General features: G+C 63.9%; 21 protein-coding genes. 13 read left to right on the forward strand and 8 right to left on the reverse strand.

Going from position 1 to position 26,632, the window contains the following annotated elements:
* Both tssB and tssA read right to left on the reverse strand, forming a co-directional pair.
* Window positions 1–507: a type VI secretion system contractile sheath small subunit gene (gene tssB / locus V8689_RS00525; RefSeq protein WP_003195557.1), complete on the reverse strand. Its 507-nt coding sequence runs from the start codon at window positions 505–507 to the stop codon at window positions 1–3.
* Between the two features lie 54 nt (window positions 508–561).
* Window positions 562–1,581 (reverse strand): type VI secretion system protein TssA, encoded by a 1,020-nt coding sequence (tssA, locus tag V8689_RS00530; protein ID WP_047712087.1) that lies wholly within the window; start codon window positions 1,579–1,581, stop codon window positions 562–564.
* A gap of 393 nt (window positions 1,582–1,974) precedes the next feature.
* Between tssA and tagH the strand changes: the two genes are divergently transcribed.
* The 13 genes from tagH to V8689_RS00595 all read left to right on the forward strand — a co-directional run bounded on the left by tagH (window position 1,975) and on the right by V8689_RS00595 (window position 19,461).
* A complete protein-coding gene (tagH, locus tag V8689_RS00535; RefSeq protein ID WP_056790878.1) occupies window positions 1,975–3,303 on the forward strand; it encodes a type VI secretion system-associated FHA domain protein TagH in 1,329 nt (442 codons plus the stop codon).
* Between the two features lie 57 nt (window positions 3,304–3,360).
* Window positions 3,361–3,870 carry a type VI secretion system lipoprotein TssJ gene (gene tssJ, locus V8689_RS00540; protein WP_056790881.1) on the forward strand — a complete coding sequence of 170 codons (510 nt, stop codon included), beginning with the start codon at window positions 3,361–3,363 and terminating at the stop codon, window positions 3,868–3,870.
* Window positions 3,871–3,888: 18 nt separating this feature from the next.
* Window positions 3,889–5,223 (forward strand): type VI secretion system baseplate subunit TssK, encoded by a 1,335-nt coding sequence (gene tssK, locus V8689_RS00545; RefSeq protein ID WP_044269913.1) that lies wholly within the window; start codon window positions 3,889–3,891, stop codon window positions 5,221–5,223.
* Between the two features lie 6 nt (window positions 5,224–5,229).
* Complete coding sequence (locus tag V8689_RS00550; protein ID WP_056790884.1) at window positions 5,230–6,519, forward strand: DotU family type VI secretion system protein; 1,290 nt, start codon at window positions 5,230–5,232, stop codon at window positions 6,517–6,519.
* Window positions 6,516–10,016, forward strand: a complete 3,501-nt coding sequence (tssM, locus tag V8689_RS00555; protein ID WP_434520674.1) for a type VI secretion system membrane subunit TssM — start codon at window positions 6,516–6,518, stop codon at window positions 10,014–10,016. Before V8689_RS00550 ends, tssM begins: the two co-directional genes overlap by 4 nt.
* On the forward strand, window positions 10,013–10,666 hold the full coding sequence (gene tagF, locus V8689_RS00560) for a type VI secretion system-associated protein TagF (RefSeq protein ID WP_056790891.1): 654 nt from the start codon (window positions 10,013–10,015) through the stop codon (window positions 10,664–10,666). Before tssM ends, tagF begins: the two co-directional genes overlap by 4 nt.
* Window positions 10,667–11,386 carry a PP2C family protein-serine/threonine phosphatase gene (locus V8689_RS00565; protein WP_056790893.1) on the forward strand — a complete coding sequence of 240 codons (720 nt, stop codon included), beginning with the start codon at window positions 10,667–10,669 and terminating at the stop codon, window positions 11,384–11,386.
* A complete protein-coding gene (locus V8689_RS00570) occupies window positions 11,383–14,361 on the forward strand; it encodes a serine/threonine-protein kinase (protein ID WP_056790896.1) in 2,979 nt (992 codons plus the stop codon). Before V8689_RS00565 ends, V8689_RS00570 begins: the two co-directional genes overlap by 4 nt.
* Entirely contained in the window at window positions 14,361–15,065 is a 705-nt protein-coding gene (locus tag V8689_RS00575; protein WP_056790902.1) for an ABC transporter ATP-binding protein, read from the forward strand. Before V8689_RS00570 ends, V8689_RS00575 begins: the two co-directional genes overlap by 1 nt.
* Window positions 15,065–16,249: an FtsX-like permease family protein gene (locus tag V8689_RS00580; RefSeq protein ID WP_056790903.1), complete on the forward strand. Its 1,185-nt coding sequence runs from the start codon at window positions 15,065–15,067 to the stop codon at window positions 16,247–16,249. The genes V8689_RS00575 and V8689_RS00580 overlap by 1 nt, the downstream gene beginning before the upstream one ends.
* On the forward strand, window positions 16,242–17,954 hold the full coding sequence (locus V8689_RS00585; protein ID WP_056790906.1) for a formylglycine-generating enzyme family protein: 1,713 nt from the start codon (window positions 16,242–16,244) through the stop codon (window positions 17,952–17,954). Before V8689_RS00580 ends, V8689_RS00585 begins: the two co-directional genes overlap by 8 nt.
* Before the next feature lie 84 nt (window positions 17,955–18,038).
* Complete coding sequence (gene tagQ, locus V8689_RS00590; RefSeq protein ID WP_044269897.1) at window positions 18,039–18,962, forward strand: type VI secretion system-associated lipoprotein TagQ; 924 nt, start codon at window positions 18,039–18,041, stop codon at window positions 18,960–18,962.
* 124 nt (window positions 18,963–19,086) lie between these two features.
* Window positions 19,087–19,461: a hypothetical protein gene (locus V8689_RS00595; protein WP_003195530.1), complete on the forward strand. Its 375-nt coding sequence runs from the start codon at window positions 19,087–19,089 to the stop codon at window positions 19,459–19,461.
* Window positions 19,462–19,663: 202 nt separating this feature from the next.
* Here the strand turns inward: V8689_RS00595 and V8689_RS00600 are convergent, their stop codons facing one another.
* The 6 genes from V8689_RS00600 to exbB all read right to left on the reverse strand — a co-directional run bounded on the left by V8689_RS00600 (window position 19,664) and on the right by exbB (window position 26,597).
* Window positions 19,664–21,064 carry an aminoacyl-tRNA deacylase and HDOD domain-containing protein gene (locus tag V8689_RS00600; protein WP_056790907.1) on the reverse strand — a complete coding sequence of 467 codons (1,401 nt, stop codon included), beginning with the start codon at window positions 21,062–21,064 and terminating at the stop codon, window positions 19,664–19,666.
* Between the two features lie 213 nt (window positions 21,065–21,277).
* Window positions 21,278–23,353, reverse strand: coding sequence for an ATP-dependent DNA helicase RecG (gene recG, locus V8689_RS00605; protein ID WP_003195525.1), 2,076 nt, complete (start codon window positions 23,351–23,353; stop codon window positions 21,278–21,280).
* 8 nt (window positions 23,354–23,361) lie between these two features.
* The gene (locus tag V8689_RS00610; protein WP_003195523.1) at window positions 23,362–24,282 is read right to left on the reverse strand and encodes a hydrogen peroxide-inducible genes activator; all 921 of its coding nucleotides are present in this window, start codon (window positions 24,280–24,282) and stop codon (window positions 23,362–23,364) included.
* A 156-nt stretch (window positions 24,283–24,438) separates the two neighbouring features.
* A complete protein-coding gene (locus V8689_RS00615) occupies window positions 24,439–25,185 on the reverse strand; it encodes an energy transducer TonB family protein (protein ID WP_003195521.1) in 747 nt (248 codons plus the stop codon).
* Window positions 25,182–25,607: a TonB system transport protein ExbD gene (gene exbD, locus V8689_RS00620; protein ID WP_003195519.1), complete on the reverse strand. Its 426-nt coding sequence runs from the start codon at window positions 25,605–25,607 to the stop codon at window positions 25,182–25,184. Before exbD ends, V8689_RS00615 begins: the two co-directional genes overlap by 4 nt.
* A 6-nt stretch (window positions 25,608–25,613) precedes the next feature.
* The gene (gene exbB / locus V8689_RS00625; protein ID WP_032894531.1) at window positions 25,614–26,597 is read right to left on the reverse strand and encodes a tonB-system energizer ExbB; all 984 of its coding nucleotides are present in this window, start codon (window positions 26,595–26,597) and stop codon (window positions 25,614–25,616) included.
* Window positions 26,598–26,632 lie beyond the last annotated feature (35 nt).

Consider the following 26,632-nt stretch of genomic DNA (forward strand, 5'->3'; position numbering starts at 1 on the left):
TTACTGCTCCCCTGCAGGCTTGGGCGCGCTGGCAAGTGCCTGAAGCAATGCCGGGTCCTTGATCGCCTTCATGATGATTTCTTCAGCGCCAGTCTTGCCGTCCATGTAGGTCAGCAGGTTGGCCAATTGGGTGCGGGCTTCGAGCAGCTGGTTCAGGGAGTCGACCTTGCGGGCCACAGCGGCCGGGCTGAAGTCGTCCATGCTTTCGAAGGTGATGTCCAGGCTCAGGTTGCCTTCGCCGGTCAGCTCATTGGGTACGTGGAACGCGACGCGTGGCTGCATGGCCTTGAGGCGTGAGTCGAAGTTGTCGACGTCCACTTCAAGGAACTTGCGGTCGGCCACGGGTGCCAACGGCTCGGCAGGCTTGCCGGCGAGGTCGGCCATCACGCCCATTACGAAGGGCAGCTGGACCTTTTTCTCGGCGCCGTAAAGCTCGACGTCGTACTCGATCTGCACTCGAGGCGCACGGTTGCGCGCGATGAATTTCTGAGAACTTTGCTTCGCCACGTTGCTGCTCCTGGTCGCTTGAGCGACGGTGTTGTTACTGCACGGTCCGGCGGCTTACTCGCTGTCGGGGCCGCGCAGGTTTTCAAATTGGGACATGCCATCGGGAATCAGATTGCGCACGATGGCCGCAAAGTCGGCATGTACCAGATTCTTGGCTCGGTTCAACAACACCGGCAGCGGGCTCGAAGGCTCGTGGCGGGTGTAGTACGCGAGGATTTTGTCGAGGCTGCGCAGCACATCGTCGCGGGTGGCGATGTCGCCAGAAGGGCGAGGGGCTGCGGGCGCGGCGGCGTAATCGACCGAGGGGGCATTGTCTTCACTGACGGCCTCGGGATCGCTGCTGCTGTCGGTGCCTGGCACCGCTTGGTTGAGCAGTTGCAGGGCCTGTTTGAGCGGCTGTTTCAAGGCGCTGAGGTCCACGCCCTGGGCGGAACCGACTTGGTCATTGACCTGTTGCTCAATGGCCTCGCATGCCGCACGCGCCGCGCTCAAGGCGTCACGGGTGGCTTGCAGTTGTTCGGGGTCGCTGTCCAGGAACGCGGCATTGAGTTGCTGGTTGCCCAACTGCTCATCGGCAAAACTCTGCAGGCCGCTGGCGTTGAGCGCTGCGCGCAGGGTCACGGGCCCGAAGGTGCGCGAGCGTGTGAGGATACTTTCGCGCAGCAGGCGAATATTGGTCTCGCAGGTCAGGCCGGTAAGGGCGTTGATGCGCACGGTAGGGTCGTTGTCATCGTCGGCATCCAGGCGCGGGTGCAGCTCGGCCCAGTATTGGCGCAGCAAGGCGTCGATCAGCGTGAGGACTTCGGCCAGCCCGGCCACACCCTGGAGGGCGAGGGTGCTTTGCAGCAGAAAGTGGGTGATGCGCAGGTCTTTGCTGCGCTGCAACAGGTCCAGGCTTTGCTGCTGGATGCTGCGCCACTCGGGCGGCTCAGCGGGCAGGATCGAGTCGCCCATGCTGCGTTCGGGTTGGCCCTTGGCATCACGTTCCAACTGCAGAAATTGCGCGTCATATTCCATGTCCTCGCCACAGGGCGACGTCGCGGAAACGGCGGTGAGCAGCAACGGCACATCCACTGAATTCGATCTCCTTATCGGCCCGCTGGACGGCGAGCAATGCATGCATTAGTTACGCGATGAACTTTGCATGTTTTCTTGGTCATATACTCAGCGTGCCACTACTGCGCCATCACTGATGTTCAAGAAGTTGTGCATTTTTGGTGTAGTACTTATGGCTTGTCAAGGTAAGCTATTCGCCCTCTGTGACAGATGTGCGGTGTTTAACAACCTGCGCGACTGGCGGGTCGAAAGGCGCGCCCAGAGCGGATTTTTGTCATGGAAGCCAGTTAAGATCAGCGATCATGCTGGTAAAAGCAGATTTTGGCGGTCGTTTGTACGACAGGACGGGACTCTCCAGGGTGGCACTGCCTCCTGGGTAGACTGCGCGCGATGTATCAGCAAGGAGGCAAGATGTCGCTGTGTTTGACTATCACTAGTTATCACAAGATCACCCCTGGGCAATGCCCCGAAAAGTCCATGGATCAGGGCGTGATGGCTATTGGCCGCAGTTCTGACAATGACTGGGTATTGCCCGACCCTGAGCGTCTCGTCTCTTCGCAACATTGCGTTATTCAATACAAAGATGGCCGTTACTACTTAACCGATAACAGCACCAATGGTGTGGAATTGGTCAAGGCGGGTATTCGTATGCGTCGGGGTAACAGCGAGCCGCTGCAAGACGGTGAGTTGATCCGCATCGGTGATTACGAGATCCAGGCGCGCATCGACTTCAACGTGCAGGCCATCGACAGCCAGCCATTTGCCGGTAACTCACCCAACAGCTTTGAAGCGCTGATGGGCGCCGTGGCGAGCCCGCCTGCGCCCACGCCGATGATCGCGCCGCAGTTCCAGGGCGCCTCGGCCATGGAAACCCTGCCAGACCTGTTCGACTTCCTCAGCCCCACCGCCGTGCCGCCGCCCACCGTGGCGGACCATGTGCCGTCCGAGCAACACGATTTTCGCCCCCCGGCTCCGGTGGCCGTACCGGCGCCTGAAAAGTCGCCAGTGCAAGGCTCGGTGATTCCCGAAGACTGGGACCTGTTCGGCGACGCGCCCGCGCCCCTGGTCAATGCTGCGCCCGCCCCAGACCCGATCATCCCGCCGCCACCTGTGGTCGAGCCTGTTGCGCTCCCCATGGCCAATGCCGAGCCACAACCGGACCTCTTGCAAGCCTTCCTGCGCGGTGCGGGCCTGGACCAGTTGCGCCTGGATAAAGCCGACGCCTGCGCGCAGATGGAAAGCATCGGCCGCAGCTACCGGCTGATGGTCGAGGGCCTGATCGACGTCTTGCGCGCCCGTGCCAGCCTCAAGGGCGAGTTCCGCATGCAGCAGACGATGATCCGCCCCGCCGAAAACAACCCATTGAAATTCGCCCCGAATGCCGATGAAGCGTTACTGCTGTTGCTGCGTCATGGCAACCAGGCATTCATGGCGCCGGACCTTGCCGTACGTGACAGTTTCGACGACCTGCGCGCCCACCAGTTGGCCGTGATGGCGGGCGTGGAAGCGGCGATCAAACACCTGCTCACGCGCTTTGAACCGGCGCAATTGGAGGAGCGTATGGGCAAACCCGGCGGCCTCTCGAGTCTGTTCAACGGTTCGCGCCAGGCCCAGTACTGGCAGCAGTTCACCGAGCTCTACAGCAACATTTCCCGGGAGGCCCAGGAAGACTTCCAGGACCTGTTCGGTCGCGAATTCAGCCGGGCCTACGAAGAACACAGTGCACGACAGCGACGCTGAAAACGCCTCGCACTAATGGATAAAACGGATAGCTAAATACGTCATTGAGGACGCAGGATGATTCCCAGGTTTTTACTCGCAGCCGCTACCGCGCTGCTGCTGACGGCGTGTGCCAACGACGCGGTCAAACCCCAGGCGGCTGCCGAAGCCGAAGCTGACACGGCTGCCGTTGAGCTGCATTTTCACGCCATTGCCGGGCTTAACCCCGGTGCCAACGGCCAGGCCGCGCCGGTGCGGGTGCGCATTTTCGAATTGAAAAACGCCGCTACCTTCTCACGCTCCGATTACTTCGCCCTGGCGGACCGTGCGCAATCCACCCTCGGCCTGGACCTACTGGACCAGGACGAAGTGATGGTGCAACCCGGCCAACAACTGAGCGTGCAGCGCGATCTCGACCCGTCCACGCGCCAGATCGGCCTGCTGGTGGGCTACCGCGAGTTGGACCGTGCGCAATGGCGCGCCGTCATCAACGTGCCGCCGCGCCAATACAGCGAATACCAGATCAGCCTCGACGTGCATGCCGTGCGCGCCGACGTCGTGGCTTCCCCATCCAGCCCAGCCCAATAACAAGCAATCGGAGCCCCCATGTCCTGGAACAATCGCGTGGTCTGGTCGGAAGGCATGTTCATCGGAACGCAGCACTTCCAGCAGCATGACCGTTACCTGGAAAACCTGATCGATGCCCGCAGCCGTCCGTTGTCAGCGGGTGCCTGGGGGTTCTCCGAACTGCTGATCGACCAGGGCCTGCTGGCCCAGGGCAAGCTGGCGATTGTGTCGGCCCGCGGCCTGCTGCCCGATGGCACGCCGTTCAATATTCCCCAGGACGACCTGGCGCCGAGCCCGTTGAACATCGACGACAACCTGCGCGACGGCCTGGTGTACCTGGCCCTGCCGCTCAAGCGCGCCGGCGCCCGTGACACGGTGGACGAGGGTGAAGCCCTGGAAGCCGCGCGCTACGTGAGCCAGGTGCGTGAAGTGCGCGACGACAACGCCCCGTTCGAAAACCGTGCACCGGTGGCGGTGGGGTCGCGGGCATTGCGCCTGCTGACGGCGCAGGACGGCATCAGCGACTACGCGGCCATCGGCCTGGTACGCATCAAGGAAAAGCGTGCCGACCGTGCGTTGGTGCTCGATGACACTTACATCCCGCCCGTGCTGGACGTGGCCGCGAGCAAACCGCTGACGGCCTTTCGCAGCGAACTGCTGGGCCTGTTGCACCAGCGTGGCGAAGCCTTGGCCGGCCGCGTGGTGGCCTCGGGTGCCGGTGGTGCCTCGGAGATCGCCGACTTCATGCTGCTGCAACTGGTCAACCGCGCCCAGCCGCTGATCCAGCACTTCAGCCAGTTGAGCCCGTTGCACCCGGAGCGCTTCTTCAGCGAACTGGTCAGCCTGGCCGGTGAGTTTTCCACCTTCTCAACCTCCGGCCGCCGTCCCCACGAATACCCGCAGTACCAGCACGACGACCTGGCCCTGAGCTTCATGCCGGTGATGGCGGCCCTGCGTGAGGCGCTGTCGATGCTGATCGACAGCAAGGCCACGCCGATCCCGATCGTGGAGAAAGCCTACGGCATCCATGTGGCGATGCTGGCCGACAAGACCCTGCTCGACAACGCCAGTTTCATCCTCGTGGTGCGCGCCGATGTGCCCGGCGAAACCCTGCGTGCGCGCTTCGGCCAGCAAAGCAAGGTTGGCTCGGTGGAGCACATCCGCGACATGGTCAACCTGCAACTGCCGGGCATCGGCCTGCTGCCATTGCCGGTGGCGCCACGCCAATTGCCTTACCACGCGGGCAGCACCTACTACGAGCTGGACCGTGGCAGCGAGCACTGGCAGCAGCTGAACAATTCCGGCGGTTTCGCCTTCCATATCGCCGGGCAGTTCCCGGGCTTGAACCTGGCCTTCTGGGCGATCCGAGGATAATTGGCGATGCATCCCAATGATGATGACCGCACCCAGTTCATGCCGCGCCCGGGTGGCCGAGAACCTGCACCCGCGCGTGCCGAACCGGCGCCGCTGTCGATGCCTGCTGCACCGATCCTCACCGGCAAGAGCCAGGGCCTGAACCCGCTGGAAAGCGCCGCCGGCCCGTTGCTGGCGTTGTTGACGCGGCTGCGCAACACCATCGCCCACCCCGCGCCGGCCAGCCTGCGCGCGCAGTTGCTGGCGTACCTGCGCCAGTTCGAAGAGCGCGCCGAAGCCGCCGGTGTGGCACGCAATGAAGTGCTGTTGGCCCGTTACGCGCTGTGCACCGCCTTGGATGAAGCGGTGCTGAGCACGCCGTGGGGCAGCACCAGTGACTGGGGTAAACAGAGCCTGTTGATCACCGTGCACAACGAAGCCTGGGGCGGCGAAAAGGTTTTCCAGTTGCTTGACCACTGCCTGCAAAGCCCACGGGAACGCCTGTACCTGCTGGAGCTGTTGTACCTGTGCATGTGCCTGGGTTTTGAAGGCCGCTACCGCGTGATGACCGACGGGCGCAGCCAGTTGGAAGCTTTGCGCGAGCGCACCGCCGCAGCGATACGCAGCGCCCGTGGCGAACACGAGCGTGAGCTGTCACCGCACTGGCGCGGTGTGACCGTGGCCCGTGATCGCCTGGCGCAATTCATGCCGCCGTGGATCGCCGTGGCGATTGGCTTGGCGCTGCTGTTGGCGTTGCTGTTCGGCCTGCGCCTGAAGCTGGCCTCGGACGCCGAGCCGGTGTTCAAGAACATCCATGCCCTGGGCGAGATCCCGGTGCAGGCCATCGACCGTCCGGTGGCGCAGCCCAAAGTGATCGAGCGGCCGCGCCTGGCCGGGTTCCTGGCCGACGACATCAAGGCCGGACGCGTGGCGGTGGAAGACAAGGTTGACCGCTCTGTCGTGACCATTCGTGGCGATGAGCTATTCGCCTCGGCCAGCTCCAGCATCGTCGATGACTACCAGCCGCTGATGCTGCGCATCGCTGACGCCATCCGCAAGGTCAAGGGCCAGGTGCGCGTCACCGGGCACAGCGACAACCGCCCGATTGCCACGTTGCGCTTCCCGTCCAACTGGGCATTGTCCGAAGCCCGGGCCAAGTCGGTGCTGGAAATTCTCGCGGCCAAGACCGGCCAGGCCGAGCGCTTCAGTGCCGAAGGCCGCAGCGACACCGAGCCGTTGGCCACCAACAGTACTGCCGAAGGCCGTGCCCGCAATCGTCGGGTTGAAATCACCGTATTGGCGGAGGGCGTCGAGTGAAGGCGTTTTTCAGTTTCATGATTCGCTGGGTGATCCCCGTGCTGGGCCTGATTGCCCTGAGCCTGATCATCTGGTTTGTTGGCCCGCTGCTGGACGTGCTGGTGCCCGAAGCGCGCCGTTGGGTGCTGATCGTGCTGGTGTTTGCGCTGTGGGTGGCCTACCGCGTGTTCCGCATCATCCAGGCCCGTCGCCAGGCCGCCGAAGTGATGCGCAGCCTGGCCGCAGAAACCCCGGTCGACCCCAACAGCGTCGCGACCGCTGAAGAGCTGTCCACCCTGCGCCAGCGCATGGACGAAGCCCTGGCACTGCTGAAAAAAGCCAAGCTGGGCGGCGATGAGCGCCGCAACCTCTATGAGTTGCCGTGGTACGTGATCATCGGCCCGCCGGGCTCGGGCAAGACCACCGCGCTGGTCAATTCCGGGCTGCATTTCCCGCTGGCGGCGCAATTGGGCGCCGGTGCGGTGCGGGGCGTGGGTGGTACGCGCAACTGCGACTGGTGGTTTACCGACCAGGCCGTATTGCTCGACACCGCGGGCCGCTATACCACCCAGGACAGCAACTCCACGGTGGATAAAGCCGCCTGGCTGGGCTTTCTCGACTTGCTGAAAAAGCAGCGTTCGCGCCGGCCGATCGACGGTGCCTTTATCGCCATCAGCCTCTCGGATCTGTTGCTGGGCACCGACGCCGAGCGCGCCGCCCATGCCGCCGCGATTCGCCTGCGCATCCAGGAGCTGTACACGCAGCTGGGCGTGCGTTTCCCCATCTACCTGATGCTCACCAAGCTCGACCTGGTGCCGGGCTTCATGGAGTTCTTCGACAACCTGAGCAAGGAAGAGCGCGCTCAGGTGTGGGGCATGACCTTTGCCCTGGACGACGGCAAAAACAGCGACAGCCCGCTGGCGCACCTGCAAAGCGAATTCGCCGGCCTGGAGCAGCGCCTCAACGAACGCCTGGTCGAGCGCCTGCAACAGGAACGCGACCCGGCACGACGCGACCTGATCTATGGCTTCCCGCAGCAGTTCGGCGCGTTGAAAGATTGCTTGCAAAGCTTCCTCGAAGGCGTGTTCAAACCCAATGCCTTTGAAGAGCGCGTGTTGCTGCGTGGCGTTTACTTCACCAGCGGCACCCAGGAAGGCAGCCCGATTGACCGCCTGATCGGTGCCATGGCCCAGAGCATGAACCTGGACCGCCAGCACCTGGCGCGCCAGAGCGGCACCGGGCGCAGTTACTTCATCGAAAAACTCTTCACCGCCGTGGCCTTTGCCGAGCGCGGCCTGGTGGGGGTGAACCCGAAACTCGAGCGGCGCCGCAAGTGGATCGCCCGTGGCGTACTGGCGGCCACCGTCGCGCTGGTGGTGGTGGTCAGCAGCCTGTGGTGGGTGAGCTATCGCGCCAACCAGGCGTATATCGCCCAGGTCGACCAGAAGGTCGCGCCCCTGGGCCAGACCGTACAGAACCTGAGCCCGGCACAACGAGAAGTGCTCGCCGTACTGCCGTTGCTCAACGCGGTGAAAAACCTGGCGGGCGATTCGCCGAGCTGGTCCGAAGGGCTGGGGCTGTACCAGAGCGATATGCTCGAAGCCGAGTCCGCCAGCGTGTACCGCAAACTGTTGATCGCCGTGTTCGCGCCACGCCTGGTGACGCGTATCGAAGAGCAACTGCACGGCGGCGGCAACTCGGACTTCCTCTACGAGGGCCTCAAGGCTTACCTGATGCTCGCCGACACCGAGCATTACGACCCGGACTTCATCAAGGCCTGGATCGCCCTGGACTGGGACCGCAACCTGCCCCGCGACCTGCCGGCCGATCAACGCCAGGCCCTGGCCGGGCACTTGCAGGCGCTGTTCGAACGCCACCCACCGAGCGCGCGCCTGGACCCACGCCTGATCGACGATCTGCGTCGGCAGTTGCAGCAACTGCCGGTAGCCCAGCGCGTGTATGACCGCGTCAAGCGCCAGAAACTGCCCGAAGGTATCCCGGACTTTCGTCTCAACGAGGCCGCCGGTCGCGATGCCGCACTGGTGTTCAGCCGCAAGAGCGGCAAGCCGTTGGGCGAACCGTTGAGTGGTTTCTTCACCGCCAAGGGCTATCGCCAGGCGTTCTTGCTCAGCAGCCTGAACCAGACCGGCACCCTGGCCGAAGAGCAATGGGTGCTGGGCCATGAACAGGCCGACCAGCAGAACGTGGTGAGCCTGGCCGCCGACGTGCGCCGCTTGTACTTCCAGGATTACCAGCGCCAGTGGGACGCGTTGCTCGCCGACATCGACTTTGTGCCGATCACCAGCGTGGCCCAGGCCGCCGATGTGCTGCGGGTGATTTCCGGGCCGACTTCGCCGCTGAAAAAGCTGCTGGTGGCAGTCGCCAGGGAAACCGACCTTCAAGCCGAAGAACGCCAATTGGCCGCCAAAGGCGCGCCAGTGGAGGGCGGCGTGGACAAGCTCAAGGAGCGCCTCGGCAGCTTGCTGGGCGAGGCGCAACCGACGGCGAATGCCCCGGCACCGGCGGATGATCCGGTGACCGCGCACTTTGCCGAACTCAACAGCATCGTCAGCAAAAACGAAGGCGAACCGGCGGCCATCGACGGCCTGCTGTCGGACATGAATGCACTGTATGTGCAGGTCAGCGCCATGGTCGGTGCCAGCGGCGATGCCTTGCTCGGCGAGGCCAAGAACCAGGCGTCGGCTGCGGCCACGCGGGTCAGCCTGAACGCCGAACGCCAGCCGCCGCTGGTGCAGGGCATGGTCAAGTCGGTGGTCAATTCCACCACCAACAGCATGATGGGTGGGGTGCGTAACCAGCTGAACGCGGCGTGGGTCAGTGAAGTGGTCAACGTGTATCGCCAGTCGTTGGCCGGGCGCTACCCGATGTCGCCGGGCAGTGCGCGGGACGCCACCCTGGATGACTTCGGCCAGTTCTTCGGCGTGGGCGGGGTGATGGACAACTACTTCCGCAAATACCTGCAACCCTATGTGGACACGTCGGCACAGACCTGGCGCTGGCAGCCGGGGGCGGCGCAGAAGCTGGGGATTGCCCCTGGCGTGCTGCAAACCTTCCAGCGTGCGGCGACGATTCGGGACGCGTTCTTCCGATCCGGTGGCACCCAACCCATCGTGCGTTTCGAGCTCAAGCCGGTGTCGATGGACCCCACCATCACTCAGTTCCTGCTGGACCTGGACGGCCAGCAATTGAGCTACGATCACGGCCCGAGCCGCCCGGTGGCGATGCAATGGCCGAACCCCGGCAGCATTGGCGTGGTGCGTATTTCCATCATGCCGCCGTCGGCCAGTGGCCGCTCCGGCATCACCCTGGACGGCCCGTGGGCCTGGTTCCGCCTACTGGAGCAATCGGACCTCACTGCAGGCAACTCGCCGGACCGTTTCAACCTGCGCCTGCGGGTCGATGGCGCGAGCATCGCCTACGAGTTGCGCGCCAACAGTGCGTTCAACCCGTTCAAGAGCCGCGTGCTCAGTGGCTTCAGCCTGCCGGAGCGGCTATGACGGCCTTGGGTTTTTACGGCAAGTTGGCCAGCCGCGGCGACTTTGTCAGCCGCGCCTTGCCCCAGAGTTTTATCGGCCCGTGGGACAGCTGGCTGGCGGCAGGTTTGCTCGCCAGCCAGAACAGCCTCGGCGCTGACTGGCTGAATGCGTACCTGGTCAGCCCGTTGTGGCGTTTTGTGCTGGCACCGGGCGTGTGCGGGCCGGATGCGGCGGCGGGCGTGGTGATGCCGAGCATTGACCGGGTCGGGCGGTACTTTCCGCTGGCGGTGGTGACCTTGCTGGATCACGACACCAACCCGGCGTCGCTGGTGGGCGGTTCGGACGCCTGGTTCGAGCAGGCTGAAACCTTGTTGCTCAGCACCCTGGACAGCGGCGCGACCTTCGAAGGCTTCAACGCCGGGCTCGACGAGTTGGGCGTGCCGGCCAGCGAGCCGCGGGCGGTGGACAGCCGTTTCGCCGGCCTGCAAAGGGTGGCAGCCACCGTGCCGCACCAGCGTATGACCGCGCTGGCCGAACAGGCGTGCGAGGGCGCAAGCCTGTGGTGGGGGCGAGGTTCGCAGCGTATCTCCCCCGGTTTATTACGGTGCCAGGGCCTGCCTGCCGCCAGCGATTTTGCGCAGTTTTTGCTCGGACAAGAAGGTGTGGTGTAGATGGGCGTGACGTACAAATCCGCGAGCAAAAGCCATGTGGGCATGGTTCGCCAAGTCAACGAAGATGCCTTTCTGGACCTGCCGGAAAACCGCCTGTGGGTGGTGGCCGATGGCATGGGCGGGCACGCGGCGGGGGACTATGTCAGCAGCTTGATCGTCGACAGCCTGCGCCATGTGCCGCTGGGCCGCTCCCTGGACGAATACTCGGCGGCGCTGCGCAATGACCTGCTGCGCATCAACACGGCTGTGCGCGAAGAAACCGCCAACCGTGGCGTGACCATGATGGGCAGCACCGTGGTGGTGTTCGCCGCGCGCGGCTTGCGCGGGGTGTGCCTGTGGGCCGGCGACAGCCGCCTGTACCGCCTGCGCGACGGCGTGTTGGAAAGCATTTCCCGCGACCACAGCTACGTGCAAGACCTGCAAGACAGCGGCCTGCTCAGCGAAGCCGACGCCCGCACACACCCGCGCTCCAATATCGTCACCCGCGCCATTGGCGTGGAGGCCCAGTTGGATGTCGCTTCAGTGGACCTGTTGATCGCGCCCGGCGACAGCTATTTGCTGTGCAGCGATGGCCTCAACAAAACCGTCGAAGACCACGAAATCCGCGACGTGCTCAGCCATGACGCGCCGGATGAAATCGTGCGCAGCCTGGTGCACCTGGGGCTCAATCGCGGCGCACCGGACAACATCACCACCCTCGTCGTGAAGGTCTCGTCATGAACATCGTCATCCCGGGTTATGACATCGAAGGCGAGATTGGCGAAGGCGCCATGGCCAGCGTGTACCTGGCGACCCAGCGCTCGCTGGAGCGCAAGGTGGCGCTGAAGGTGATGGCGGCAGCGCTGGCAGCCGACCCGAGTTTCTGCGAACGCTTCCTGCGCGAGGGCAAGACCCTGGCGCGCTTGTCGCACCCGCACACGGTGACCATCCATGACATCGGCAACGTCGGTGAGCTGTATTACATGGCCATGGAATACCTGCCCAACGGCACGCTCAAAGAGCGCATTGCTGCTGGGCTGACCCCGGAGCAGGGCGTGACGCTGATCCGCCAGATTGCCTCGGCCCTGGGCTATGCCCATGCCCAAGGGCTGGTGCACCGCGACGTCAAGCCGGCGAACATTCTGTTTCGCGCCGATGGCACGGCAGTGCTGTCGGACTTCGGGATTGCCAAGTCGCTGGACGATCGCACCCAATTCACCCAGGCTGGGTTTGCCGTGGGCACGCCAAGCTACATGAGCCCGGAGCAGGCGCGGGGCCAGGAGATCGATGGCCGCGCCGACCTCTACGCGCTGGGCGTGGTGCTGTATGAAATCCTCGTCGGCAAGCTGCCTTATAACGGCACCGATGCGCTTTCCACGGCGCTGGCGCACCTGACCGAACCCTTGCCGGAATTGCCGGTGCACCATGGGCGCTATCAGGGCGTGCTGCGCAAGTTGTTGGCCAAGGACCCAGCGGAACGTTATCCGGATGCGGCAGCGTTGTTGTTGGCGCTGGATCAACTGCCGGCGGATGAATCGGATGTCACGCTGGTGCGGCCGCTGCCGATTCCATTGAGCTTTGATCTGGCGGGCATGACCCCTGTCACCATCGACATTCCCACGGATAAACCGCAGCCGCAGCCAATAGCGCGTCAATCGGTGGTCACGCCGACGCAGCACAATGCTCCGTCCGAGCAGCGCCGTGGGCCGGTATTGGCCTTGGCCGCCGTGGCGGTCGCCGTCGCGTTGGCCATTGGTGGCGCCAGCTACTGGTGGTTGAGCGGCGGCGATGAACCGGCCCAGCCGCCAGCCGCCGTGGTGCCCAAGGTGACGCCGCCGGCGGCTGTGGCTGAAGTGGATGGCGGTCAACGCCCGTTACTGATGGCAGGCAAGAAAACCTTGTTCCAGCGCGTGCTCAGCAAACCCGGCGCCCAGCTTTCAGCGGACGCAGGGAGCCCGCCGGGTAAAGCGCTGCCGGCGTTTTCCGTGCTCTACGTGTACCAGCGCAAAGACGTCGACGGCAGCCCGTGGGTGCGCGTCGGCGCCGCTACCGATGGTCGCAGTGACGGTTGGCTGCCGGCCTCCCAGGTCAGCGACTGGAAACAAAGCCTGGTGCTCAAGTTCACCGAGCGCTCCGGCCGGGCTCCCGTGATGTTCCTGCGCCAGCCCGGTGAGGTGGAAAAACTGCTGGCCGACCCCGCCGCCGCAAAAAGCGCCTTGGCCAAGGCGCAGAACAACCGCGAAGACAACCAGCAAGTCCTGGCCCTGGAACCCACCGCCAGCGCGGTGCCGCAAAACCAGTTCTACCTGTTGCCGATTTTCGACTCCAAAGAAAGCTTCGACGACAACGGCCAGCCGGTGCAGTTGCTCAACGTGGCCTCCATCGACCCAGGCAGCCGAGCCACGGCCAAACCGGCCAGCCCGACGCTCAGCGCCCATGCCGACGCGTTCCGCACGGCCGTGGTGCTGGTGGTGGACACCACCGTGTCGATGCAGCCCTACATCGACCAGATTCGCGACGTGGTGCATGAGCTGCAAACCCGCATTGCCGAGCGTGGCGAGTTGGACAGCGTCAGCTTCGGCATGGTCGGCTTTCGCAGCAGCATCCAGAAAACCCCGGGCCTTGAGTATGTCGCCAAGACCCTCATCACCCTCGACCAAGGCCGTGATCCGCAGCGCTTTCTGGATATGGCGCGCCAGGTCAAAGCGTCGACGGTGTCCAGTCACTCCTTCAACGAAGACGCGTTTGCCGGGGTGATGCAGGCGGTGGACGGCATGGATTGGTCCGGCTACGGCGGGCGCATCATCCTGCTGGTCTCCGATGCTGGCGCGTTGCGCAAGAACGACCCGTTCGCCGCCACCCAGATGAACGAAGCCGAAGTGCGCCAGGCGGCGCTGGGCAAGCAGATCAAGATCTACGCGCTGCACCTGCGCACCGACGCCGGCAAGAAAACCCATGCCGGCGCTGAGAGCCAGTATCGCGTTCTCACCGCCGACGCCAACCCGCAGATCGGCGACCTGTACACCCCGGTGCCAGGCGGCGATGTGCGCAAGCTGGGTGAGCGCGTCGATGAGATCGGCACGGTGTTCGCCAACCTGGTGCATCAGGTGCGCAGCAACACGCCGCAGCCCGTGCCGTTGCTCAGTGCCGCGCCGAGTCTGGCGGACAAGTCCGCCGCCGTCGGTTATGCCATGCACATGGACTTTCTCGGGCGCAAAACCGCGAGCCAGGCACCGCAACTGGTCAGCGCCTGGACCGCTGACCGCGACCTGACCAACCCGGCGCTGCCGGCGTTCCAGGTGTGCGTGATGCTGACCAAGCTGCAACTCAACGACCTGCAACAATCGCTGAAGTTGATCGTGGACGCGGCGCGCAAGACCCAAAGCTCGCCCAAGGATTTCTTCCAGGAAATCGCCAGCGCCTCGGCCTATATGAGCCGCGACCCGCAGGCCCTGCGCAAGGGCGGCAACCTGGCTGACGGCGGCCTGCTCGGTGAATACCTGGAGGGCCTGCCGTACCGCAGCAAGTCGCTGAACATGACCCAGGACCTGTGGTTGTCATTGAGCGTGGCCGAGCAGGAAGACTTTATCGACGAGCTGGATTCGAAAATCCGCCTGTATGAAACCTTCCATAACGACGTGGCCAACTGGGTCCGTTTCGGCGATGCCGAACCGGGCGATGCGTTGTACCGCGTGCCACTGTCGACGTTGCCGTAATGCTGAACCTGAGCGCGGTGCACAAGAGCCGGGGCGTCGGTAGCCAGCGCTATAGCCTGGTGATCCCGGCGTTGCAGCTGGGCGCGGGTGAACAACTGGCGATTGTCGGCCCCAGTGGTTGCGGCAAGAGCACCTTGCTGGACTTGCTGGCGCTGGTGTCGGCGCCGGATCAGGTGGGGCAGTTTGCGTTCAACCAACAGGACATCGGCGCGTTGTGGCGTGCTGATCGGCAATCGGCGCTGGCCGCGTTGCGCAGCCAGCACCTGGGCTATGTGCCGCAGACCGGGGGGTTGCTGGGGTTTCTGGATGTGCGCGGCAATATCGCGCTGTCGTGCCAACTGCTGGGCTTGCAGGACGACGGCCGCGTGGCGCGCCTGGCTGAGCAGTTGCAGATCAGCGATCAGTTGGCCAAGCGCCCGGCGGCGTTGTCGGTGGGCCAACGCCAGCGGGTCAGCTGCGCGCGGGCTCTGGCCCATGGGCCGCAACTGGTGCTGGCCGATGAGCCGACGGCGTCCCTGGACCCGCTCAACGCCGAGCGCGTGATGCAGGCGCTGCTGGCCCAGGCGCGCGAACACCGTACGGCCTGTGTGATCGCCACCCATGACGAACCGCTGGCCCGCGCCAGTGGCTTGCAGGTGCGACGTATCCGTTGCCAGCGCGATCCAGACGGCGGCGTCACCGCAACCCTCGGGGAGGTGTGCTGATGCGCATCGGCTTGGTTGCCTCGCTCGCCTGGCAGGACTACCGCAACGATGGGTGGCTGTCGGCCTGTTCGGTGTTGGCATTGGTGGCGGTTATCGCGCCATTGCTGGTGTTATTCGGGCTGAAATTTGGACTGGTTAGCAGTTTGACCGAACGCTTGGAGACCGACCCCGCCAGCCGTGAAATCATCCCATTGGGTGGTGGCCGATTCAGCGCGGCGTTTATCGCGCAACTGGGTGAGCGCAGCGATGTGGACTTTGCTGTGCCGCGCACACGGCAGATTGCGGCCACGGCGCAGGTGGGCACCTTGACCCTGGAAATGCTGCCGACTGCCGCAGGGGACCCGTTGTTGGCAGGCTTGCCGATGCCCCACGGCCTGGACCAGATCGTGCTCAGCCATACCGCCGCCGAAAAGCTCGCGGCAAGGCCCGGTGATTGGCTGGAAACCAGCTTTGCGCGGCAAGTGGCGGGGCGCGTCGAGGCCCAGCGCACGCGGTTGCAGGTGCTGGCGGTGTTGCCGCTGGAGGCTTTCGCTCGCGAGGGTCTGTTTGCCGATCTGGCGTTGCTGGAGGCAGCGGAAGATTATCGCGACGGCCGTGCGGTGCCGGCGTTGGGTTGGGCCGGTGAAGCGGCGAGCGTGAGCGAACAGCGTATCTACCCGGCGTTTCGCCTGTATGCGCGCAGCCTTAGTGATGTGGAGCCGTTGCGGGTGTATTTCGCCGGGCAGAACCTGTTGGTTTCGACCCAGGCGCACACCATCGCTCAAGTGCAATCGTTGAGCCGCAACCTGTCGATTGTGTTCTGGATCATTGCCGGGCTGGCGTTGGCCGGGGCGTTTGCGGCTATTTTTGCGGGCACCCTGGCGGCGGTGGCGCGCAAGCATCGGGAACTCTCGGTGTTGCGCCTGCTGGGGTTTTCCACCGCCGCGTTGTTGCTGTTTGTGCTGCTGCAAGCGCTATACAGCGCAGGGTTTGCCGCTGTGCTCAGCGTTGGGCTGTATGGCCTGGCTGAGGCCGCGTTGAACAAGCTTTTTGTGCAGGTGCCGGGCGAGTACGCCAGCCACCTGTTGGCGCGCCATTACGGCCTGGCCCTGGTGGCGGTGCTCGGCGTCAGCGCCGTGGCGGCCGCCTGTGGTGGTTGGCGGGTGGCACGTATCCAGGCTTCTGAAGGAATCAGAGATGTATAAATTACTGGGCGCCTGCGTGGCGCTGAGCCTGGCCTCGCTGGCCTGGGCCGATGAGGCAAGTGACAAGCTCGACAACCCCAAGCCGTTGCCGGACGACGTGAGCCTGCCGCTGCCCTGCGAAGGCAACATGGTGTTCCGCTACGCCTACATCCTGGCCCAGGGCACCCTGGATGACCGTGAAATCAACCTGGGCTACCCCTTTGCCGAAGGCGAGGCGGGCTATCAGCAGTCGTTTATTTCCGGTTACCGCCGCGACTTCATCAACGGCCAGTTCACCCTCAAAGACTTGCCCAAAGACTGGAGCAAGGCCATCGCGCCGCAGATGCCGAAGACCGACGCCAAGACCCCGCTCAAGCCCATGCTGTACTTCATCGGCAAGTACGAAGTGACTGCTCGCCAATACGCCCAGGTGATGGCCCAGGCACAATCCCTGGCCAGCGGTGAACCGGCGCCGGCGTGTGATGCGCCCACCGGCATGGCCGGGCGTTTGCCCAAGGTGAAGCTGTCGCGCTTTGAAGCCGAGCGTTTCTCGGCGGTGTACAGCGCCTGGCTGATGAAATACCACCGCGAGTTGTTGCCGGTAAGCGGGCGCGGTGCGTCGGCCGAAGACGGCGGCCTGGGCTTCGTGCGCCTGCCCACCGAAGTGGAGTGGGAGTACGCCGCACGCGGCGGCCAGGCGGTGAGCCGCCAGGACTTCGAAGGCCGCCTGTATCCACGGCGCGCCGAGGGCAGTGAAAGCGATGGCCCGCTGGCCGATTACGCGGTGTTCAACCAGGTGGCTGGCGGCACCGGCCAGGCGGCGCGGCTGATGCCCATCGGCACCAAATTGCCTAACCCCATCGGCATGTTCGACGTGATCGGCAACGCTGCGGAAATGGTCCAGGAGTCCTTCCAACTGGTCCACGCCGGCCGTCGCCAGGGCACCTACGGCGGCTTTGTGGTCAAGGGCGGCAACTACCTGGAAGGCGAGGGCACGCTGTTCACCGGCATGCGCCGCGAATACCCGCTGTTTGCCGCTGATGGCACCGAGCAAAGCAACGAGACCACCGGTTTTCGCGTGGCGATTGGCGCGTTGTCGGCGCCGCGCTCGCGCTACAAGGAATTGTTCGCCCAGTGGCAGAAGGAAGGCCGCCTGGCTGCGCTGACCGATGCCATTGACGATGCCCAGGACCCGACCAAGCGCCTGGACAGCATCATCGCCGCCAGTGTCGATCCCAAGCTGCAAGCCGAGCTGGGCCTGGTCAACGAAGAGCTCAAGCGCAACGTGTCGCTGATCGCCCAGCAACGCGAAGAAGCGGCGGGCAATTTGATCCAGTCGTCGGCTTTGGTGGCCGAGACCATCAGCAACTACAACATCCGCCTGGCCAACCTGCAGAAGAGTCGCCAGCAGGCGGTGGACAGCAAGGACGAGGCCAGCGCGCAGCTGTTCGACATGGCCATTACCAATGGGCGCAGCGCGTTGGACGGCGCGGTGGCGATTTACATCGACAACCTGGCCACCGGCACGCGCTACACCGATGCGGTGATCCAGGCGCAGTTTCAACGGATCAAGGAAGAGTTGGATCGCAAGCCAGTGCTCGGCAAAAGCCTGGTGACGCGCGCGACACTGTTCGTTCGCCATGTCGGCAACTACCGCAAGCAACAGCGGGCCGACCCGGCAACGATCTTGAAGGAATTGCTCGCAGCGAGCGGTCAGCGGTCTTGATCGTTGGCTGTCTAGCGAGCTTGGAAGGGACTCAGGCGGCGGTGGGCCGTGCTGGGCAAGTCAAACTTAACAGAGATCACATCTATGCTTTTTTCCCGTAAGGCGGTTTCCAAGCGTCACCTGCTGCTGATCGCAGCTGGTTTCAGCACCGTGTTGACTGGTTGCGCTACGTCGCCTGCGTCCAAGGTAGCGTCGAGCACCAAGGTCGAGTACTACCCCAACTGCTACGAGCCGGTGCAGCACCTGCGCGCCACCGATTCGGACATGACCAAGTCGGTCGTTACCGGTGCAGCCCTCGGCGCGGCCGGCGGTGCCCTGCTGGGCGCGCTGACCGGCGACAAGGACAGCCGTGGCCGCAATGCCGCGATCGGTGCCGCAGGCGGCGCCCTGGCTGGAGGCGCGGCGGGTTACTACACCGAGCGCCAGAAGCAGATCACCGATGACAACCAGCGCATCGCGTCCTACTCCACCGACTTCAACAAAAGCGCCTCGGACATCGACCGCAGCACCGCCTATGCCAAGGCGTCGCAGCAGTGCTACCAGAGCGCATTCACCAAGCTGGTGGCTGATCGCAAGGCCAAGACCGTCAACGACACCGAAGGCCGCAAGCGCCTGGCGGAAATCGTCGCGGGCCTGAAGGAGTCCAATGACCTGATCGTGACGGTCAACGGCAAAGCCAGCGAAGACCTGAACAACTACACCCAGGCTTACGAGAAAGATCTGCAACAGGTCGGCGTACAGCGCAGCGATGTGGTGACCGTGGCCACCGCCGATACCACGCCAGTGGTCGCTCCGGCCAAGGGCAAGAAAGCCGTCAAGCCAGCCAAGAAGCCAGTGCTGCCAACAGTGCCAAAAGAAGCGGTAACCACCGAGCGCAGCATCCAGACCGTTCAGGCCAAGCAAGCTGAAAGCAAGCAGGTCGCCACTGCGGGCAAGACCCAGATCGAAGCCACCTGCCGCAATCCAAACCTGGCCGATTGGGCGCCAGTGCCGTGCCCTAACGTTTAAGTACTTGTTGCTATAAGCGTTAAACGCCAACCGATCTGCGCCTAAAGCGCGAGATCGGTGGCGTTCTTTTTGCAAATCGTTACACTGCTGCGGCCACTCCAATAAATACACCGAGGCCGTGTGCATGAAATTTCGTCTTCTCCTGTGGGTGCTGGGCCTGATGATGGGCAAAGCCAGCCGCACCAACCCCGCCTTCCAGCAGCAACTGGGTGATAAAGACCTGGCCTTCCAGCTGCAGACCCTCGACGGCAAGGTTGCCCGTCACTTCATCGTCAAAGACCAGCGCATCACCAGCCGCTCAGGTGTCCACCCGGCGCCGGCCTTCGCGATTGCCTTCAAGGATGCCGCCTACGGCTTCGCCACGATGCAGGCGAAGAATAAGCAACTGGCGTTCATGACGGGGATTCAGGACAAGTCGATCCAGATCAAGGGCAACCCGGCACTGGTGATCTGGTTCCAGGGGCTGACCAAGTATCTGAAGCCGAAGAAAAAGAAGTAACGATGACGCGGGTTGCCTGGCGCCCCGCGGTGTTCTCAGGTTTTTCGCGAGCAAGCTCGCTCCTACATTGAGGGGGGGCAGGTAGACCGAGTTGAATTCATCGCAGGCAAGCCAGCTCCCACAGTGACCGCGTTTCACCTTTGAAATACGGCCAACTGTGGGAGCTGGCTTGCCTGCGATAGCGGTGTAACAGGCGGCAGGTTTATCCCTGGCTGAACTGCGAAGCCAATTCGCGCAACAGCACTTCGGCATCCAGCACTTTACCCACCACATCCTCCGCCTTCTCGCGGCTCAAGCCCAGGCGCTCAAGCAGTGCGTCCGGAATGGCTTCATCCGGCCCAGAGCCAATCCCCCTGCTGCGCAACAGGCGCACCGCCAGGCACACCAGGTTTGGGTACTCGGCGTATTGCCCGTCATACGTGGGGTCGTGCTGGAAGCGCAGGGCGGTGCACAGTTCGTCCGGCATGTCCCAGTAGCGCATCAGCCAGGCGCCGATCTGTTCGCGGCTGATGCCCAGCAAGTGTTGCTCGACGTAGCTGTGGCACAGGTGCGGGTTGACCTCCAGGTGCCGGCAGATCAGCGAGAAGTGCGGCGGAAATACGTGGGCCAGCAGCAGGTAGCCGAAGTTGTGCAGCAAACCTGCCAGGTAGGTCAGGCCGGCTTCCGGGCGCTGGGCACGGGGCATGGCGCGGGTCAGGCCTTCAATCACGGCGGCGGTGTAGATCGACTGGTGCCAGTACGGCGTGGACAGGTGCGGACGGTCCTTGGGCAGGCTCAGGGTTTTACCCAGGGCCAGGCCCAGCGCCAGGTTGATCACAAGATCAAAGCCCAACACGCGCACGATGGCGTCTTCCACTGAGCGGATCTTGCCCGGCGAGGCGTAGTAGGGCGACGCGGCCCAGCTCACGACCTGGGCGGCGAGGGCCGGGTCGGTTTCCACCACGCCAGTGATGTCGTCGATGGTGGCGTTGGGGTCGACACGCAGCTTGATGATCTTCTGCGCGGTGTCGGCCAGTGGCGGAATCTCGATGGTCGCTTCCAGGCGTTGCTGAATACGGCGCGCGGTGAACGCTTGCATCGCCTGGGTGATTTCCTCACGGTCATCATTGGGGCGGTCGAGGTTCGGGCGGATGTTGCTCAAGGGTTCGCCAAACTGCGCGGCGCTGGCCTTGGTGAGCAGGCTCTTGAAGGCGTCGGTGGGGATTTCCAGCAACAGCCCGGCTTCGCCCGAATGCACCAGCAGGCTCGGCTCATTGAGCAAGCGGCCTTCGTACAGGCATGGCGAACTGGTCAGGGGCGGCAAGCCTGGCAGCAGGCTCAGGTCATGCTTGCCCAACATCCGCTCGACACGCTCGGGGGCCACGGCCGTGAGGCGGCGACCGGTGAGTTCGGCGAGGCGGTTGAGGTCCAGCAACTGGCTTTGGGGGAACAGCACCATGAGCGCGCCAACCGCATCCTCAAGCAACACCGCCTGGACCTTTCGGGCAGGGTTCAGGCCAGGCTGTTCGATGACTTCCGTGTAGGGGATGGCGAGCTTTGCGAGCAGCGCCCGAATGACCGGCGGGGCGGTCAGTGGGGCTGTGGCGAGGGCAACTTCTGACATGGCCTGATCCAATTTCTTACAGTCATTGGAGTATAACCAGCTTGATACGGGTGTTGGTCGGATAAGTGTTCTTTGTGACGAGGTTGGCTGCGCGCCGATCCCCCTGTAGGAGCGAGCTTGCTCGCGAAGAGCTTCCGGACGGCGCGATCACCCAGAATGTCCGCGTTATCGTTGGCGTTCTTCGCGAGCAAGCTCGCTCCTACAGGATGAGGGTCAGACTTGGCCGTATTGCTGGCCGTGGCGCAGCCAGCGGTTGAGCAAGGGGCTGACGTGATCGGGCCAACGTTCGAGCAACGCTTGCGCAGCATCGCGCACGGCGGGCAGCAGGTCGGCATCGCGCATCAGGTCGGCGACCTTGAATTGCAAGAGGCCTGTCTGGCGCGTGCCGAGCATTTCGCCGGGGCCGCGCAGTTCGAGGTCTTTTTCGGCGATGACAAAACCGTCGTTGGTTTCGCGCATGATGCCTAGGCGCTGGCGACCGATCTGCGACAGCGGCGGGTGATAGAGCAGCACGCAGTGGCTGGCGGCGCTGCCCCGGCCAACCCGCCCGCGCAACTGGTGCAGTTGCGCCAGGCCCAGGCGCTCGGGGTTTTCGATGATCATCAGGCTGGCGTTGGGGACGTCCACGCCCACTTCAATCACCGTGGTAGCCACCAGCAATTGCAGGTTGCCGGCCTTGAACTCGGCCATCACCGCGGCTTTTTCCGCCGGTTTCATACGGCCATGGATCAACCCGACCTTGAGCTCACCCAAGGCGCTGGTGAGGTCTTCATAGGTGGTTTCGGCGGCCTGGCAGGTCAGTTCTTCGGACTCTTCGATCAGGGTGCATACCCAGTACGCCTGGCGACCTTCGGCGCAGGCGCCGCGCACGCGCTCGATCACTTCGACGCGCCGCGTGTCGGTGACCAGCACGGTGTTGACCGGCGTTCGCCCCGGCGGCAGTTCGTCGAGGATCGAGGTGTCGAGGTCGGCGTAGGCGCTCATGGCCAGAGTGCGTGGGATCGGCGTGGCGGTCATGATCAACTGGTGCGGGTTCATACGCCCGCCCACGCCTTTCTGGCGCAGGGCCAGGCGCTGTTGCACGCCAAAGCGGTGCTGTTCGTCGATGATCACCAGCGCAAGGTTCTTGAACTGCACTTCGTCCTGGAACAGTGCATGGGTGCCCACCACCATCGGTGCGCCGGCGGCGATCTGCTCCAGGGCGGCGACGCGGTTCTTGCCTTTGAGCTTGCCAGCCAGCCACGCCACCTCCAGGCCCAGCGGTTCGAGCCAGCGTTTGAAGGTGATGAAGTGTTGTTCGGCGAGGATTTCCGTCGGTGCCATCAGCGCCACTTGATAGCCAGCTTCCAGGGCTTGCAGGGCGGCGAGGGCAGCGACCACGGTTTTGCCTGCCCCCACGTCACCCTGGATCAACCGCAGCATCGGTTCTTGCTGGCTGAGGTCGTAGGCGATTTCATTGCCCACGCGCTGTTGCGCGCCGGTGGGCGCAAAGCCGAGGTTGGCCAGGTATTGTGCGGGCAGCCGGGTGGCCTTGGGCATCGCCGGGGCGCGCAGGGAACGCATGCTTTCGCGCAGGCGTTGCTGGGACAGCTGGTGCGTGAGCAGTTCTTCAAAGGCCAGGCGATGTTGGGCCCAGTGATGGCCGAGGGCGAGCTCGTCCACATCGGCATCGGCGGGCGGGTGATGCAAATACCGAATCGCATCGGCCAGGGGCGCCAATTGATAGTCGCGGGCCAGCTCCAAGGGCAGCCAATCGGGCAGGCTTTGCGGGCCGAGCATGGTCAGGGTCTGCATGCACAACTGGCGCAGGCGTTGCTGGGTCAAGCCCTCGGTCAGCGGGTAGATCGGCGTGAGCGTGGTATCCACCGGTGGCGGCTCATCGCCGGTAATGGCGCGGTATTCCGGGTGGTAGATTTCCAGGCCCGATGCGCCGGGGCGTGCCTCGCCGTAGCAGCGCACACGGGTACCACGCTTGAGGCCCTCCTTCTGCGCGTTACTGAAGTGGTAGAAGCGCAGGCTCAAGCCGCCAGTGCCGTCCTGCAGGCGCACCACCAGGCTGCGGCGCTTGCCCATCACCACGTCGGCGCCGCTGACGGTGCCTTCGATCACCGCGTCCTGCCCAGGGCGCAAATGGCCGATGGGCACCACGCGGGTGCGGTCCTGGTAGCGCAGGGGCAGGTGGAACAGCACGTCCTGAAGGTTCTCCAGGCCGACCTTGGCCAGCTTCTCGGCCATGGCCTCACCGACACCCTTGAGTGCCGTCACCGACACCTGCGACAGCTCAGTCATACCGTGGCTTAGCTCGCAACGGGCGGCTTGGCCACCGAACACAGGCGGATCGAGTCCGCGAGGATCTCAATCGCTTTGGGGCGCGGGAAGCTGGCGCGCCAGGCAATCGCCACGGTACGGAACGGCACCGGCGGCGTGAGTGGGCGCACTTCGATTACGCCTTGGGCGTAGTGATGGCTGTCCACAGCCGACAGCGGCAGGATCGAAATGCCCAGGCCGGAAGCGACCATATGGCGAATGGTTTCCAGGGAACTGGATTCCACCGTGGTGTGCTTGGCGCCGTCGTTGCCCTTGGTGAGGGTCGGGCAGGCTTCCAGCACCTGGTCGCGGAAGCAGTGGCCTTCACCGAGCAGCAGCAGGCTCTTGTCATTGAGCAGGCCGGCGTCGATGGTGTCCTTCTTGGTCCACGGATGGGAGGCCGGCATCAGCACGTAGAACGGCTCGTCGTAGAGCGGCAGGGTCAACACGTCCGCCTCGTTGAAGGGCAGGGCGATGATGATCGCGTCCAGCTCGCCGTTGCGCAGTTTGTCGCGCAGCACGTGGGTGAAGTTTTCTTCGATATACAGCGGCATCTGCGGCGCGACGCGGTGCAGTTGCGGGATCAGGTGCGGGAACAGGTAGGGGCCGACTGTGTAGATCGCGCCAACCTTGAGCGGTGCGGTCAGCTGGTTCTTGCCGGCCTGGGCCAGTTCGCGAATGCTTTGCGCTTGTTCCAGGACCTTCTGGGCCTGGGCAACGATGCCTTCGCCCACCGGGGTGAGGCGCACGGCGCTCTTGCTGCGCTCGAAAATCAGCACACCGAGTTCGTCTTCAAGCTTTTTCACGCCCACCGACAGCGTCGGCTGGCTGACGTGGCAACGCTCGGCTGCATGGCCGAAGTGCTGTTCTTGGGCGAGGGTCACGATGTAGCGTAATTCTGTAAGAGTCATAGCGGGCGTCCATGAGGTTGCGGGCCAAGCATACCGGCTGCAATCGATAGACGCACGTTATCAGAACTTTGCTGTGGATTGAGTGGGAAATGTCGGAATTTTGCTGAGGTAAGAAAGCGCATGTGGGAGGGAGCGAGTCCCTCCCACAGGGCTCTGTCAGCGGCGACGCTTGTCGATGTTGTAAACGAACGGTGCGACCAGTTCGACGCTGCCGTTTTTCAACAGGTCGGCCGGTGGTTTGGGTAGCGGCTGAGCCTTGCGGATCATCTCAAGGGTTGCACGGTCCAGGTCGGCGTTGCCGGAGCGGCCTTCCAGTTCGTAAGACAGCACATTGCCTTCACCATCGACCACGAAGCGCAAGCGGTTCATACCTTCCTTGCCACTGCGTTGGGCGCCAGGCGGGTACTTCTTGTACTTCTGCAGATGCGCCAGCAACGTGCTTTGCCAGGAAGCCTGGGCGGCCAGCTGCTGTGCCGATGGGCCCGGCGTAGGCTGTGCGGACTTCTGCGCAGGTGCGTTGCTCGGCGGCGTTTCGCTCGGCGGCTCCTCGGAAGGTTTCTCCTTGGGCGGCTCGGGCTTCTTCTCCACCGGCTTTGGCGGTTGTGGCTTAGGCTTGGGCTTGACCGGCTTGGGCACCTGAATCGTTGGCTTGGGCGCCTCGGCCAGCTTTGGCAGGGGCAGCTCTTCGACCGGTGGTGGCGGCGGCGCAACGACCTTGGGCGGTGCTGGAGGCGGCGGTGGCGCTGGCAGCGGCGCCAGGTCGATGACCATGGCGGCGGGTGGCAGCTGGATCGCCTGCGGCGCAGACCATTGGAGCGCGATGATGATCGCGACGGCATGCACGCCCAGCACGACGGCGAGGCTGGTGCCATAACGCGTCAGTTTGTGGCGCGTCGTGATCATTTCTTGGCTGCCGTCTCAAGTCCGACCAGGCCGACCTTGAGGTAGCCGGCTGCCCGCAGGGCATCCATCACGCTCATCAGGTCGCCGTAGTCCACGCCTTTGTCGGCCTGGAAGAAGATCGTCGTGTCTTTCTTGCCTTGGGTCTTGGCGTCCAGCACCGGCCCCAGGGTTTCAGCCTTGACTTCTTCTTCGCCCAGGAACAGGCGTTGGTCCGCCTTGACGCTGAGGAAGATCGGTTTCTCTGGCCGCGGCGCCGGCTTGGCGCTGGACGCAGGCAGGTCCACCTTGATGTCCACGGTCGCCAGCGGTGCGGCCACCATGAAGATGATCAGCAGCACCAGCATCACGTCGATAAACGGCGTGACGTTGATTTCGTGGTTCTCGACGAGTTCGTCGTCGCCTTGATTCAAATGCAGGCCCATGGCCGATTACCCCACTTTCACCATGTGCGGTTGCGAGCTGCGCTCGGTAGGCAGGTGATCGAGGTCACGGCTGACCAGCAACAGGACTTCAGCCGATGCATCCGACACCTGGGCCTTGTAGCCGGCAATCGAACGGGCGAAGACGTTGTAGATGACCACCGCAGGAATGGCGGCAACCAGGCCCAGTGCGGTCGCCAGCAGGGCTTCGGCGATGCCGGGGGCAACGACGGCGAGGTTGGTGGTCTGGGTTTTGGCGATGCCGATGAAGCTGTTCATGATGCCCCACACGGTACCGAACAGGCCGACGAAGGGCGCGGTGGAACCGATGGTGGCGAGTACGCCGGTGCCGCTGCTCATGTTACGGCCGCAGGCGGCAACCAGGCGCTCCAGGCGGAAGCTGACGCGCTCCTTGATGCCTTCTTTTTCGCGGGTATTGGCCGACAGGCGCATTTCTTCCAGTGCGTCGTGCACCAGCAGGTTGGCCAGGGTGCCCTTCTTGGTCGCGGTTTCGCTCGCTTCCTTGAGGGTGGTGGCTTTTTTCAGGTGGACGATTTCAGCACGCAGACGACGCTTGGCGCCCAACAGCTCGAAGCCTTTGGCAATCCAGATGGTCCAGGTGATGATCGAGGCGATGGCCAGGCCGATCATGACGGCTTTCACCACCACGTCAGCATTCTGGTACATGCCCCATGGCGACAGGTCGTGGGCCATGCCCAGGGTGTTGTCTTCTTCCAGCACCACACCGGTTTCGTCGGCAGGTGCGGCAGCACCGGCGGCCTGGGCTGGGTCGGTGGCCACGGGCGCGACGGCAGGCGCTGCCGGGGTCGCGGCATTTTGCTCGGCGGCTGCTGGAGCGGCGGGGGCGGTGGCGTCAGCGAATGCGGCGGTCGGTGCCAGCAGTACGCTGAACAGCATCGCAGCAATCGCACGCCAGGCGCGGGAGGGACTGTGAAGCTTGGTTGGCGAAGCGGGGGTTGTATGACGTGTCATGCTGGCCGGACCTGAGAGAAAAAATGGGTGATCGT

This window comes from Pseudomonas sp. AK181 (genome assembly GCF_051122975.1).
Classification (GTDB): domain Bacteria; phylum Pseudomonadota; class Gammaproteobacteria; order Pseudomonadales; family Pseudomonadaceae; genus Aquipseudomonas; species Aquipseudomonas lactis.

Excerpts from the sequence above, each read along its gene's own strand:
- V8689_RS00565 (WP_056790893.1), top strand. The coding sequence starts at position 10,667 with ATGGGCGTGACGTACAAATCCGCGAGCAAAAGCCATGTGGGCATGGTT.
- exbB (WP_032894531.1), bottom strand. The coding sequence starts at position 26,597 with ATGACACGTCATACAACCCCCGCTTCGCCAACCAAGCTTCACAGTCCC.
- V8689_RS00585 (WP_056790906.1), top strand. The coding sequence starts at position 16,242 with ATGTATAAATTACTGGGCGCCTGCGTGGCGCTGAGCCTGGCCTCGCTG.
- tssJ (WP_056790881.1), top strand. The coding sequence starts at position 3,361 with ATGATTCCCAGGTTTTTACTCGCAGCCGCTACCGCGCTGCTGCTGACG.
- V8689_RS00610 (WP_003195523.1), bottom strand. The coding sequence starts at position 24,282 with ATGACTCTTACAGAATTACGCTACATCGTGACCCTCGCCCAAGAACAG.
- tssK (WP_044269913.1), top strand. The coding sequence starts at position 3,889 with ATGTCCTGGAACAATCGCGTGGTCTGGTCGGAAGGCATGTTCATCGGA.
- V8689_RS00550 (WP_056790884.1), top strand. The coding sequence starts at position 5,230 with ATGCATCCCAATGATGATGACCGCACCCAGTTCATGCCGCGCCCGGGT.
- V8689_RS00575 (WP_056790902.1), top strand. The coding sequence starts at position 14,361 with ATGCTGAACCTGAGCGCGGTGCACAAGAGCCGGGGCGTCGGTAGCCAG.
- tagF (WP_056790891.1), top strand. The coding sequence starts at position 10,013 with ATGACGGCCTTGGGTTTTTACGGCAAGTTGGCCAGCCGCGGCGACTTT.
- recG (WP_003195525.1), bottom strand. The coding sequence starts at position 23,353 with ATGACTGAGCTGTCGCAGGTGTCGGTGACGGCACTCAAGGGTGTCGGT.
- exbD (WP_003195519.1), bottom strand. The coding sequence starts at position 25,607 with ATGGGCCTGCATTTGAATCAAGGCGACGACGAACTCGTCGAGAACCAC.
- tagH (WP_056790878.1), top strand. The coding sequence starts at position 1,975 with ATGTCGCTGTGTTTGACTATCACTAGTTATCACAAGATCACCCCTGGG.
- V8689_RS00600 (WP_056790907.1), bottom strand. The coding sequence starts at position 21,064 with ATGTCAGAAGTTGCCCTCGCCACAGCCCCACTGACCGCCCCGCCGGTC.
- tagQ (WP_044269897.1), top strand. The coding sequence starts at position 18,039 with ATGCTTTTTTCCCGTAAGGCGGTTTCCAAGCGTCACCTGCTGCTGATC.
- V8689_RS00615 (WP_003195521.1), bottom strand. The coding sequence starts at position 25,185 with ATGATCACGACGCGCCACAAACTGACGCGTTATGGCACCAGCCTCGCC.
- V8689_RS00570 (WP_056790896.1), top strand. The coding sequence starts at position 11,383 with ATGAACATCGTCATCCCGGGTTATGACATCGAAGGCGAGATTGGCGAA.
- V8689_RS00580 (WP_056790903.1), top strand. The coding sequence starts at position 15,065 with ATGCGCATCGGCTTGGTTGCCTCGCTCGCCTGGCAGGACTACCGCAAC.
- V8689_RS00595 (WP_003195530.1), top strand. The coding sequence starts at position 19,087 with ATGAAATTTCGTCTTCTCCTGTGGGTGCTGGGCCTGATGATGGGCAAA.